Below are 12,336 nucleotides of genomic sequence, written 5' to 3'. Positions count from 1 at the left end.
CTCTATTGTTCACGTTTGGTGCATATCAGCAGGGTATGACCGACCCCAAGGTTGTCCAGCCGCTGTTCAACGCTGAAACCTGCGCTCTCCAGGTAGCGATAGAACTTCTCTACGCTGTAAAACCGGCTATTGCCATTCGCCATACAGGTGAAATAGAGCGAGGTGGCATTCAGGCTGAAAGAGGCTGCTTCAAATTTCTGAGCATCCCAGAAAAGCTCCATGATGCACAAACGTGCGCCTGGCTTCATGGCCTGCGCGACGCGCGTCAGCATGGCGACAATCTGATCCGGAGAGAAACAATCCAGGAACTGGCTCATCCACCAGACGTCGGCGTCACCCGGCAATGTTGCTGGGCTAAGCATATCGACAGCATGGAATGCAATACGATGAGAAAAACCTGCTTTTGCGATGTTTTCCTGCGCCAGCGCTATCTGCTGCGGCAGATCGAGGATCGTCACGGCAACATTTTTGTCATAGCGGCAGCAGCGTAACGACCATTTACCCGTATTTCCGCCCACATCGTACAATTTTGTCGGCGAGCTTGCGAATATATATGGCAACGCGGCGTCAAAAGCGGCATCAGAATAGTAATGATCGAAGGCGAACCAGCTCTCTTTCGCCGGAGCTGGTAATTGGGATAACGCCGGGTAGATGGTTGGCCAGTTGCCAAACACGGCTAATCCGGCAGGTTTTTCCTCCTGCAGGGCGTCCGCCAGGTGAAATAGCCCCTGATAACAAACGTCCTGGGTGAAATCCATATTTACGCGGGTCATTTCGTCGTGCAGTAAAAAATGGCCCACTTTCGCCAGGAAATAACGTCCATTCTGTTGGGTAACGATTCGACCGCTTAATCCCATATCCAGCAGTACGCTGACGCCATAGCTGCCGAGCGTGCTGTGTTCGGTTATTTCGTCGAGGCTTGCCCCCGCTTTACCTTGTTTATCGAGCCAGGCGAGAACGCCTGAGTTACGCAGACAAAGCGCAGTCTGGAATAACATCGGGGCAAAGGCGATGCGTTGCGCTTCGGTAATGGCATCCAGTGCGCTGAGTGTGTCCTTTTCGTACATTCCTGCGTAACCTTTGAAGCTAATAAAGAGAGGTTATCGGGCCATACGCGGCCCGACTTTAGAAAAATATTACAGCGCGGCGCCAGCGGAGAGGTTCAGCTGAATATCGTGGTCGAGGTTATTTACCCAACGGTTATAATTTTTGTGAATTTTACCGTCTGCCGCTTTCAGGTTAAGGCTGTTTTCATAGTTGATTGAATAGCTTGTGGCCGTGTACGGAATACTTACCTGGACGGAGTGATCGCGTGACTGCAGACGCCCCTTAATCATTCCCGGGCCGGTTTCCGTCATGATCCAGTCGCGTTTTTGGCCTGCTTTCAAAATTGCCGTTTTTACCTGATCGGCAGTATGGCCCGCGCTTACAATAGAGTGAACCTGAGCAATTGGGGCGGTGCGCGCACAGCCTGCCAGTGCGCCAACGAATACGGCAGCAGCACACCATTTAACGATCTTTTTCATCAACAACTCCATATCAATAATAACAATTAAAGGTAGTGTTTTTTACAAATAATATTCATCCGGCTTTTTGTTATCGCTGGGTGTATTTTTTAATCAATATTAATGTTTACATTACGTTGACGCGAAGACGGGCATAATAACATGGAAAATAAATAAGAATTTCATTTTTTATAATTTGCGTTAAATCATGAGTTGCGTTTCAACGTAATGCGCGCGGCGTAATTAAAAACAGAATGAGTATCGCCTTAACGCAAATAAAAATACCGCGACGGATTAGGGACGCGGTAATTTACGGTGTATTACTGACGGTTTAAACCTACCTGTACAGGTAGGTCGGTTAGCCGGGTAACCGGCTTTTCGGCCTCCCCGGCCCGAGCAGGATCGCCAGCTTGCTGCCGCCTTTGGTGGTTTCCATCCAAATTTTACATACGCTGGTCAGAGGAACCGACAGCAGCATACCGACCGGGCCCAGCAGCCATCCCCAAACCAGTAAGGATAAAAAGACCACCAGCGTCGACATGCCCAGCCGGTGTCCCATCATGCGCGGCTCAAGAATATTGCCCAGAACCATATGCACGACGAGGAACAGCGCACCGACCAGCATGCATTCGTAGAAACCGTTAAACAGAAACGCCTGAATCATCGGCGGCACGGCGGAAAGCACCGCGCCAATATTGGGCACGTAGTTCAGCAGAAAGGCCAGCACGCCCCACATCAGCGCGAACTGCACGTCCATCAGCATCAGCCCCAGCCAGACAATCACCCCGGTCCAGACGCTCAGGAGCGTTTTCAGCGCCAGATATTTGGAGACGCCCTTCAGGGCCCGATGTAACCCGGCAATGTGAATTTGCGGATTGTTCAGCGCAAAGCGCAGCTTATAGGGGACGTGGCGGACTTCGAACAGCATAAACACAACGGTCATGACCAGCAGCAGAATGCTGGCCATCGCGCCGGAAAGCCCCGTCATCAAGGTGGTGGCGTAGGTCATGACCTTCTCGGAGTCCATCCTGCGCAGCATCCGTTCGGGTGAGATATGCAGATTGAGGAAGGGCACCATCTCCTGCAGCGCGACAATTTTACGCGTCAGCTCTTTGTTGTACTGCGGCAGCATGGTGGAGAATTCGCTCAGCGATGCCGCCAGCACGCCGAAGAGCGCCGTCAGGCCAATCAGCATGACAATAACCACGATGGTGATGGCTACCGGACGGCTGACGCCCCGGCGTAAAAACCAGGTGACCAGAGGATTAAGCACGATGGCAAAAAAGAGCGCCAGCAGGAGCTGAACAATAATGTCAGCGGCAGCATGGATACCCGCAAGGATAACCACCAGACAGGCGAGTTTTAATAAGATGTGGAGTCCTGCTTTGTCGGACGGGTTAGCGATCATGCGTGTTCCTTAATATGATGACCCGATAAGTGTAGTGCCCGGGCTTCGCTTCGTCTGGCACCGTTAATCTGAAAGTCGGGGCTGATTTTCTTATTGCGCCGTGGTAATAGTGAAACACTGTTGTAAAAAATCCAGGTAGAACCCCATGCCCGAACCTGCCGCTGAACCGGCACTGAGCGGACTGCGCCTCAATCTGCGCATCGTTTCCGTTGTGATTTTCAACTTTGCCAGCTATTTGACCATTGGCCTGCCGCTGGCGGTCCTGCCGGGCTATGTCCATGACGTGATGGGCTTCAGCGCCTTCTGGGCGGGGCTGGTGATTAGCCTGCAATATTTCGCCACGCTCCTCAGCCGCCCGCATGCCGGGCGCTACGCGGACGCGTTCGGTCCAAAAAGCATCGTGGTGGTGGGACTGTGCGGCTGTTTTCTCAGTGGCCTGAGCTACCTGCTGGCTGCCGCAACCGGCCACTGGCCGCTGGTCAGCCTGGCGCTGCTCTGCCTGGGCCGCGTTATTCTTGGCATCGGGCAAAGTCTGGCGGGAACCGGCTCGACGCTGTGGGGCGTGGGGGTGGTAGGCGCGCCGCACATTGGCCGGGTGATCTCCTGGAACGGGATTGTCACCTACGGTGCGATGGCGCTCGGGGCGCCGCTCGGCGTGGCCTGCTATGCGCTGGGCGGGCTATATGGGCTTTCCATCACCATTATGGCGGTCGCGCTGCTGGCAATCCTCTTTGCGCTGCCGCGTCCGAAAGTGAAGGCCAGCAAGGGCAAGCCGCTGCCGTTTCGGGCGGTGCTGGGGCGCGTCTGGCCGTACGGCATGGCGCTGGCGCTGGCGACTACCGGCTTCGGCGTGATTGCGACCTTTATTACCCTGTTCTACGACGCCAAAGGCTGGGACGGCGCAGCCTTTGCGTTAACCCTGTTCAGCAGTGCGTTTGTTGGCGCCCGCCTGCTTTTCCCTAACGGCATCAACCGCCTTGGCGGGCTGAATGTGGCGATGATCTGCTTTGCGATAGAGATAGTCGGGCTGCTACTGACCGGAATTGCGATGGTGCCCTGGGTCGCGAAAGTGGGCGTGTTCCTCGCGGGGGCTGGCTTTTCCCTGGTCTTCCCGGCGCTGGGCGTGGTGGCGGTAAAAGCCGTGCCGCAGCAGAATCAGGGGGCGGCGCTGGCGACCTATACGGTATTTATGGATATGTCTTTAGGCATTACCGGCCCGCTGGCGGGGCTGGTGATGGCCTGGGCAGGAGTTCCGGTGATCTATCTTGCCGCGGCGGGTCTGGTGGTGATTGCGCTGCTGCTGACGTGGCGGCTAAAAAAATGGCCCCCGGTGCAGGCACCGGAGGCCACGTCATCGTCGTGAAGCGTTACTGGATCACGATGGTGTTAATGATGTTTTCAGCAGCCGTCTGCGCTTTCTGCTGATCTTCGGCTGGCAGGGTGATCTGCAGGGTCAGCAGTTTGTTATCAACCTTGCCCAGCACCACAGAAGAGTAGGCGGTCTGGCCTTTTGCAGAGATGATGCTGTCGAGCTGTTGCAGCGTGTGGCCTTTCAGCTCGATGGATTTATTGGTCACGACCTGCAGCTGCGGATCGCGGCCGCGCTGCTGATCTTCCAGACGTTTGGACAGGACGGCCAGGTCTTCGCTGGTGTCGTCGCCCACAATCACAATGACCGCTTTTTGCCCGGTTGCGTCGGAGTAAACGTGCATGTTGTTCGCCTGGGTGCCCAGCTTGCCGCTCTGATCGGTCATATCGGCTGGCAGAGAGAAGCTGAGTTTGCCATCCATCAGATTTACCGGCTGGCCGGTCGCGTTGCTCTCTGCGGATGCGCCCTGAGCAGGCGTTTTCGTGTCGCTGTTATCACAGGCTGCAAGACCCACAACCAGCAGGCCAATCCCGACATATTTAACCAGATTGCGCATTGACTTCTTCCTTTCGATAAACGGCCATAACGGCTCATTCGCTCATCTTATCACACCTGATAAAGCGAACCCTTAACCAGCCTGCAATGCCGTGATTTCAGATTTATCTGCCAGTCTTTTCAGCAGCATATTGAGCAGCACGCCGTACATCGGCAGGAAGAACACAATGCTGATAAGGACCTTGAAGCAGTAGTCCACCAGCGCGATTTCCATCCAGTGTTCGGCCATGAACGCATCCGGGCTGCGCCAGAAGGCGATGAAGAAGAAGGCCAGCGTATCGCTCACGTTACCAAACAGCGTGGAGGCGGTTGGCGCCATCCACCAGCGATGATTCTGACGCAGGCGGTTAAATACATGCACGTCGAGGATCTGCCCCAGCGCGTAGGCCATAAAGCTTGCCGCGGCGATACGGGCAACAAACAGGTTGAAGTGGGTTAATGCTTCAAAGCCCTGCCAGCTTCCCATATAAAACAGTGACGAAACCACGTACGAGATGAACAGCGCCGGGAGCATGACCGAAAAAATAATACGGCGAGCCAGCGGTGCGCCAAAGATACGCACGGTCAAATCCGTCGCGAGGAAAATAAACGGGAAGCTGAATGCGCCCCAGGTGGTATGAAAACCAAAGATGGAGATCGGGAGCTGCACCAGATAGTTGCTGGAGGTGATCACCAGCAAATGGAAAAGCGAAAGCCAGAACAACGCTTTTACGCGCTGTGATTCAGAAAACGACGTCATATTGTGACCTTTTTATACGTTGGGGTGAGGGAACCCAATAAAAACCGCAGCATGATACTGCTTTGGCAGGACATTGCAATGGTTAGTTTTTACGCAATCGTTAACCTGGTTTGCATTGATCGCAACCGGGCGTAAACTACAGCCGTTTTTACCAGACCGAGAAGACCATGACAGACCTGTTTTCCAGCCCAGACCACACTCTTGATGCCCAGGGCCTTCGCTGCCCGGAACCGGTAATGATGGTACGCAAAACCGTGCGCAACATGCAGACCGGTGAAACGCTGCTGATTATTGCCGACGACCCGGCCACGACCCGCGATATTCCCGGCTTTTGTACCTTTATGGAGCATGAGCTGGTGGCACAGCAGACCGAAGCGCTGCCGTACCGGTATTTGATTCGTAAGGGTTAGATGGGCTGTCCTCTGCGGCCTGATGCCCTCACCCCGGCCCTCTCCCACGGGGAGAGGGAGAACGTCATCCTTTCATCCACGCGCGGATCCCGTCCAGGAACATCTGCGTTGCCATCATCACCAGAATCAGCCCCATCAGGCGTTCCAGCGCGTTCACCCCTTTCTCACCCAGCAGGCGCAGGAACAGCGACGACTGCAGCAGGATAATAAACGTCCCGCCCCAGGCGATCAGCAGGGCAATCACCAGATGGCTCATCTGGTTCGGATACTGATGCGACAGCAGCATGAGCGTGGCCAGAATGGTCGGCCCGGCGACGAGTGGAATCGCCAGCGGCACGATAAACGGCTCTTCACCCGCAGGCAGGCCGCTGCTGCTGCCTTCCGCGCTCGGGAAAATCATCTTAATGGCAATCAGGAACAGAATAATCCCGCCGGAAATCGACACGGTTTCGGCGCGCAGGTTCAGGAACGCGAGAATTTTTTCACCCGCAAACAGGAAGATAAACATCACCAGCAGGGCGATGAGCAGCTCGCGGATCATGATCGCCCGGCGGCGCTTCGGCTCGGTGTGCTTTAGCACCGACATGAAGATAGGCAGGTTTCCCAGTGGATCCATAATCAGGATCAATAAAACCGCCGCGGAAATGATTTCACTCATCTTTAAATTATCCCTGATACTTAGTAGTGTTATTCCGATGATTAGCGCTTTTTCTGATTGCCGGGCAATCATCGATTAATTTCGCTTGCGACTTTGGCAGCATTTTGTAATGTGAAGCATATCCCAGTTCAATACTGGCTTGCACAATCAGCACACACCCTCAGCAGGAAAAAAATGCTATGAAAAACGTTGGTTTTATCGGCTGGCGCGGTATGGTCGGCTCTGTACTCATGCAACGCATGGTTGAAGAGCGCGATTTCGACGCTATCCGCCCGGTCTTCTTCTCCACTTCCCAGCTCGGCCAGGCTGCTCCGTCCTTTGGTGGTACCACAGGCACGTTGCAGGATGCTTACGATCTGGAAGCGCTGAAGGCACTCGACATTATTGTGACGTGCCAGGGCGGCGATTATACCAACGAAATCTATCCAAAGCTGCGTGAAAGCGGCTGGCAGGGCTACTGGATTGACGCGGCCTCTTCGCTGCGTATGAAAGACGATGCCATCATCATTCTCGACCCGGTGAACCAGGGCGTCATCACCGACGGCCTGAACAACGGCGTGAAAACCTTTGTCGGCGGTAACTGCACCGTCAGCCTGATGCTGATGTCCCTCGGCGGCCTGTTCGCGCAGGATCTGGTGGAGTGGGTCTCCGTGGCGACCTACCAGGCCGCGTCCGGCGGCGGCGCGCGTCATATGCGCGAGCTGCTGACCCAGATGGGCCAGCTGCACCAAAGCGTCGCGACCGAGCTGGCAAACCCGGCGTCCGCGATCCTTGATATCGAACGTAAGGTCACTCAGCTGACCCGCAGCGGCGAGCTGCCGGTGGACAACTTCGGCGTACCGCTGGCCGGTGGTCTGATCCCATGGATCGACAAACAGCTGGATAACGGCCAGACCCGCGAAGAGTGGAAGGGCCAGGCTGAGACCAACAAAATCCTCGCGACCGCGAACACCATTCCGGTTGACGGCCTGTGCGTGCGTATCGGCGCGCTGCGCTGCCACAGCCAGGCCTTCACCATTAAACTGAAAAAAGATGTGTCTATTCCGACCGTGGAAGAGCTGCTGGCCGCGCACAACCCGTGGGCGAAAGTGGTGCCAAACGATCGCGATATCACCATGCGCGAGCTGACCCCGGCTGCCGTGACCGGCACGCTGACCACGCCGGTTGGCCGTCTGCGCAAGCTGAACATGGGGCCGGAGTACCTCTCCGCGTTCACCGTCGGCGACCAGCTCCTGTGGGGCGCCGCCGAGCCGCTGCGCCGCATGCTGCGCCAGCTGGCGTAATAATTTGTTAACTACCGGGGGTGATTTTCACCCCTTTTTTTTGCGTACTACATGGAGTAACACGCGTATGTCTTATTTTTTATCAGGAGTCATCTAGAGCGTTGGCTATGCTTTAAGGAAGAGTCATTTCTTACCTGAGGTTCGAACGGAGCAGAATGGATGCACATTTTTGTGCTGTCCCGTTCAGGTCACATTAAAAGTCGTCCCGGAGCGCTTAAAAAGGACGACATAAAAAACAGGATGAATACCATGTCCGATCGTGTGGATAGAGACGTGATTAATGCGCTTATTGCGGGTCATTTTGCTGACCCCTTTTCTGTGCTTGGGATGCATCAAACTGAGGATGGCCTTGAAGTTCGGGCACTGTTACCGGATGCCACAGAAGTCTGGGTGATTGAACCCAAAACCGGCCGCAAGGTCGGTAATCTTGAATGCCTCGATTCCCGTGGCTTTTTCTCGGGCGTGATGCCCCGCCGTAAAAACCCTTTTCGCTATCAGCTCGCCGTTCTCTGGCACGGTCAGCAAAACCTGATTGACGATCCTTACAGCTTTGGCCCTCTGCTTAAAGAGATGGACGCCTGGCTGCTCTCCGAAGGAACGCATCTTCGCCCTTATGAAACGCTGGGTGCCCATGCCGATACCATGGACGGCATTACCGGCACGCGGTTCTCCGTGTGGGCACCTAACGCCCAGCGCGTCTCCGTTGTCGGCCAGTTCAACTATTGGGACGGCCGCCGCCACCCGATGCGCCTGCGCCGGGAAAGCGGCATCTGGGAGCTGTTTATCCCGGGGGCGCACCCCGGGCAGCTTTATAAATTCGAGATGATCGACGCCAACGGCAAGCTGCGCATTAAAGCCGACCCGTATGCCTTCGAAGCGCAGATGCGCCCGGATACCGCGTCGCTGATTTGCGGCCTGCCGGAGAAGGTCGTCCAGACGGAGGAGCGCAAACAGGCCAACCGCTTTGATGCGCCGATCTCCGTCTATGAGGTACACCTTGGCTCCTGGCGTCGCCATACCGATAACAACTTCTGGCTCAGCTACCGGGAGCTTGCCGACCAGCTGGTGCCCTACGCCAAATGGATGGGCTTTACCCACCTTGAGCTGTTGCCGGTCAACGAGCATCCGTTCGACGGCAGCTGGGGCTATCAGCCCACCGGGCTGTATGCGCCAACGCGCCGCTTCGGCACGCGCGATGACTTCCGCTATTTCATTGATGCCGCGCACGCCGCCGGGCTGAACGTCATTCTCGACTGGGTGCCGGGCCATTTCCCGTCTGATGACTTTGCGCTGGCAGAGTTTGACGGCACGAAGCTGTACGAGCACAGCGACCCGCGCGAAGGCTATCACCAGGACTGGAACACGCTGATCTATAACTACGGTCGCCGTGAGGTCGCAAACTACCTGGTCGGGAATGCCCTGTACTGGATCGAGCGGTTTGGCATTGATGCCCTGCGCGTCGATGCGGTGGCGTCGATGATCTACCGCGACTACAGCCGCAAAGAGGGCGAGTGGATCCCGAACGAGTTTGGCGGCCGTGAAAATCTGGAAGCGATTGAATTCCTGCGCAATACCAACCGCATTATCGGCGAACAGGTGGACGGTGCCGTGACCATGGCGGAAGAGTCGACCGACTTTGCGGGCGTCTCCCGTCCGCCGTCATCAGGCGGCCTGGGGTTCTGGTATAAGTGGAACCTGGGCTGGATGCACGACACGCTCGACTACATGAAGCTGGATCCGGTTCACCGTAAGTATCATCACGATAAGCTGACGTTCGGGATGCTCTACAACTACACCGAAAACTTCATGCTGCCGCTGTCGCACGATGAAGTGGTGCACGGCAAAAAATCCATTCTCGACCGCATGCCGGGCGACGCGTGGCAGAAGTTTGCCAACCTGCGCGCCTACTACGGCTGGATGTTTGCCTTCCCGGGCAAGAAACTGCTGTTTATGGGCAATGAGTTCGCCCAGGGACGCGAGTGGAACCACGACGCCAGCCTCGACTGGCACCTGCTTGAAGGAGGCGACAACTGGCACCACGGGGTGCAGCGTCTGGTGCGCGACCTGAACCTGACCTATCGCCACCACAAAGCGCTGCACGAGCTCGACTTCGATCCGTACGGCTTTGAGTGGCTGGTGGTGGACGACCACGAGCGCTCGGTGTTTGTCTTTGTGCGTCGTGACAAAGCGGGTAACGAAATCATCGTCGCCAGCAACTTCACGCCGGTGCCGCGCGAACACTACCGCTTCGGCATTAACCAGCCGGGCAAATGGCGCGAGATCCTGAATACCGACTCCATGCACTATCACGGCAGCAACGCCGGTAACGGCGGGCTGGTCCAGAGCGATGCCATCGAAAGCCACGGGCGACCCAACTCCCTGAGCCTGACGCTGCCGCCGCTTGGCACCATCTGGCTGATGCGGGAGGGCGAATGACGCAGCTTACGGCAGGTAAACCCGAACCGCTCGGCGCGCGTTTTGACGGAAAGGGTGTCAATTTCACCCTCTTTTCCGCTCACGCTGAGCGGGTAGAACTGTGCGTGTTTGATGGGGAAGGTAACGAGCACCGTTACGATTTACCCGCGCGCACGGGGGATACCTGGCACGGCTACCTGGCCGGAGGACGGCCAGGCATGCACTATGGCTTTCGCGTACACGGTCCGTGGGATCCGGCGCAGGGCCACTGGTTTAACCCGGCGAAGCTGTTGATTGACCCGTGCGCGCACCGCGTGGACGGCGAATTTAAAGACGACCCTCTCTTCCACGTGGACTACGGCGAGCCCGACCACCGCGACAGCGCGCCCGTCGCGCCAAAAAGCGTGGTGGTAAACGATCTTTATGACTGGGAAGACGATGCCCCGCCGCAGACGCCGTGGGGCAATACCGTTATTTATGAAGCCCACGTCAAAGGGCTGACGTACCTGCACCCGTCGATCCCCAAAGAGATGCGCGGCACCTATAAGGCGCTCGGGCATCCCACCATGATTGCCTACCTGAAACACCTCGGCATCACCGCGCTGGAACTGTTGCCCGTCGCCCACTTTGCCAGCGAGCCGCGCCTGCAGCGGCTGGGGCTAAGCAACTACTGGGGCTACAACCCGCTGGCGATGTTCGCGCTTGAGCCACGCTATGCCGCCCATCCGGAAAAGGCGCGGGACGAGTTTCGCGATGCGGTGAGGGCGCTCCATACGGCGGGCATTGAGGTCATTCTGGACGTCGTGCTGAACCACAGTGCTGAAAGCGATCTCGACGGTCCGACGCTCTCCATGCGCGGAATTGATAACCGTAGCTATTATTGGATCAGGCAGGATGGCGATTATGAGAACTGGACCGGCTGCGGTAACACGCTCAACCTCAGCCATCCGGCGGTCACGCATTTTGCTTATGAATGTCTGAAATACTGGGTGGAGACGTTCCACGTCGACGGTTTTCGTTTCGACCTGGCGCCCGTGATGGGGCGCACGCCGGCGTTCAGCCAGCAGGCGCCGCTGTTTGAGGCGATAAAAAACTGTCCGGTGCTCTCGCAGGTGAAGCTCATTGCCGAGCCGTGGGACATCGGTGAAGGCGGTTATCAGGTCGGGAATTTCCCGCCGCTGTTTGCCGAGTGGAACGATCACTACCGCGATGCCGCGCGCCGCTTCTGGCTGGAACGGAATCTGTCGCTGGGGGAGTTCGCCGGACGCTTTGCCGCTTCAAGCGATCTCTTTAAGCGCGACGGCAAACGCCCGTCGGCCACCGTCAATCTGTTGACGGCACACGACGGTTTTACGCTCCGGGACTGCGTTTGTTTCAATCAGAAACACAATGAGGCAAACGGCGAAGAGAATCGCGATGGCACTAACAATAACCATAGCTTTAATCATGGTATAGAAGGGTTAGGCGGAAGCCTGGACGTCATCGAGCGGCGACGCGCCAGCGTTCACGCTTTGCTGACAACGCTTTTATTGTCGCAGGGCACGCCGATGCTGCTGGCAGGCGATGAACACGGCCATAGCCAGCACGGTAACAACAATGCGTATTGCCAGGACAACACGTTAACCTGGCTCGACTGGGGTGAAGCCAACAGCGGGCTGATTCATTTTACCGCTGCGCTGATCCATCTTCGCCAGCAGATCCCCGCGCTGACCGCCGACCGCTGGTGGGAAGAGGGTGACGGCAACGTTCGCTGGTTGAATCAAGACGCGCAACCCTTAAGCGCGCAAGAGTGGCAACACGGCGTACCACGCCTGCAAATCCTGCTGTCGGATAAATGGCTGGTCACGCTGAACGCGACGGATGACGTCGCAGAGATTGTTTTACCTGAAGGGGAATGGCGAGCTGTTCCCCCCTTTGCCGGAGCGGATAATCCGGTAGTAATGGCTGTCTGGCACGGGCCTGCGCACGGAGTGTGCGTATTCCAAAGATGATAA

Annotated in this window: 11 protein-coding genes; 5 read left to right on the top strand and 6 right to left on the bottom strand. The window is 56.6% G+C overall.

The features are described from left to right. Positions 1 to 2 precede the first annotated feature (2 nt). From SPH27_RS16895 to SPH27_RS16885, 3 genes are all read right to left on the bottom strand, one after another. Positions 3 to 1,067: a methyltransferase gene (locus SPH27_RS16895; RefSeq protein WP_143347659.1), complete on the bottom strand. Its 1,065-nt coding sequence runs from the start codon at positions 1,065 to 1,067 to the stop codon at positions 3 to 5. 69 nt (positions 1,068 to 1,136) lie between these two features. Then, positions 1,137 to 1,526, bottom strand: coding sequence for a hypothetical protein (locus SPH27_RS16890; RefSeq protein WP_023309518.1), 390 nt, complete (start codon positions 1,524 to 1,526; stop codon positions 1,137 to 1,139). 337 nt (positions 1,527 to 1,863) lie between these two features. Further along, the gene (locus tag SPH27_RS16885) at positions 1,864 to 2,913 is read right to left on the bottom strand and encodes an AI-2E family transporter (RefSeq protein ID WP_032662225.1); all 1,050 of its coding nucleotides are present in this window, start codon (positions 2,911 to 2,913) and stop codon (positions 1,864 to 1,866) included. Positions 2,914 to 3,058: 145 nt separating this feature from the next. On the opposite strand from SPH27_RS16885, the gene SPH27_RS16880 reads away from it, so the two are divergent. After that, a complete protein-coding gene (locus SPH27_RS16880) occupies positions 3,059 to 4,276 on the top strand; it encodes an MFS transporter (RefSeq protein ID WP_182071603.1) in 1,218 nt (405 codons plus the stop codon). Between the two features lie 4 nt (positions 4,277 to 4,280). Here the strand turns inward: SPH27_RS16880 and SPH27_RS16875 are convergent, their stop codons facing one another. After that, complete coding sequence (locus SPH27_RS16875; protein ID WP_023309515.1) at positions 4,281 to 4,838, bottom strand: DcrB family lipoprotein; 558 nt, start codon at positions 4,836 to 4,838, stop codon at positions 4,281 to 4,283. A 72-nt stretch (positions 4,839 to 4,910) separates the two neighbouring features. Further along, positions 4,911 to 5,576 (bottom strand): 7-cyano-7-deazaguanine/7-aminomethyl-7-deazaguanine transporter, encoded by a 666-nt coding sequence (locus SPH27_RS16870; RefSeq protein ID WP_023309514.1) that lies wholly within the window; start codon positions 5,574 to 5,576, stop codon positions 4,911 to 4,913. Between the two features lie 167 nt (positions 5,577 to 5,743). Here SPH27_RS16870 and tusA point away from each other — a divergent pair, with 167 nt between their 5' ends. Further along, positions 5,744 to 5,986, top strand: coding sequence for a sulfurtransferase TusA (tusA, locus tag SPH27_RS16865; protein WP_008503071.1), 243 nt, complete (start codon positions 5,744 to 5,746; stop codon positions 5,984 to 5,986). Positions 5,987 to 6,050: 64 nt separating this feature from the next. Here the strand turns inward: tusA and yhgN are convergent, their stop codons facing one another. Then, positions 6,051 to 6,644 (bottom strand): NAAT family transporter YhgN, encoded by a 594-nt coding sequence (gene yhgN, locus SPH27_RS16860; protein ID WP_003861574.1) that lies wholly within the window; start codon positions 6,642 to 6,644, stop codon positions 6,051 to 6,053. A gap of 179 nt (positions 6,645 to 6,823) precedes the next feature. Here yhgN and asd point away from each other — a divergent pair, with 179 nt between their 5' ends. The 3 genes from asd (at position 6,824) to glgX (ending at position 12,333) form a co-directional block, all read left to right on the top strand. Continuing rightward, entirely contained in the window at positions 6,824 to 7,927 is a 1,104-nt protein-coding gene (gene asd / locus SPH27_RS16855) for an aspartate-semialdehyde dehydrogenase (RefSeq protein ID WP_033146834.1), read from the top strand. Positions 7,928 to 8,176: 249 nt separating this feature from the next. Continuing rightward, positions 8,177 to 10,363 carry a 1,4-alpha-glucan branching enzyme gene (gene glgB / locus SPH27_RS16850; protein WP_045403403.1) on the top strand — a complete coding sequence of 729 codons (2,187 nt, stop codon included), beginning with the start codon at positions 8,177 to 8,179 and terminating at the stop codon, positions 10,361 to 10,363. Further along, positions 10,360 to 12,333: a glycogen debranching protein GlgX gene (gene glgX / locus SPH27_RS16845; protein ID WP_322435725.1), complete on the top strand. Its 1,974-nt coding sequence runs from the start codon at positions 10,360 to 10,362 to the stop codon at positions 12,331 to 12,333. The genes glgB and glgX overlap by 4 nt, the downstream gene beginning before the upstream one ends. Positions 12,334 to 12,336: the final 3 nt, after the last annotated feature.

The organism is Enterobacter sp. A103, assembly GCF_034427535.1.
Classification (GTDB): Bacteria; Pseudomonadota; Gammaproteobacteria; order Enterobacterales; family Enterobacteriaceae; genus Enterobacter; species Enterobacter asburiae_B.
Note: the sequence above shows the minus strand (reverse complement) of the source record. Positions and strands in the feature narration are given on the sequence as shown.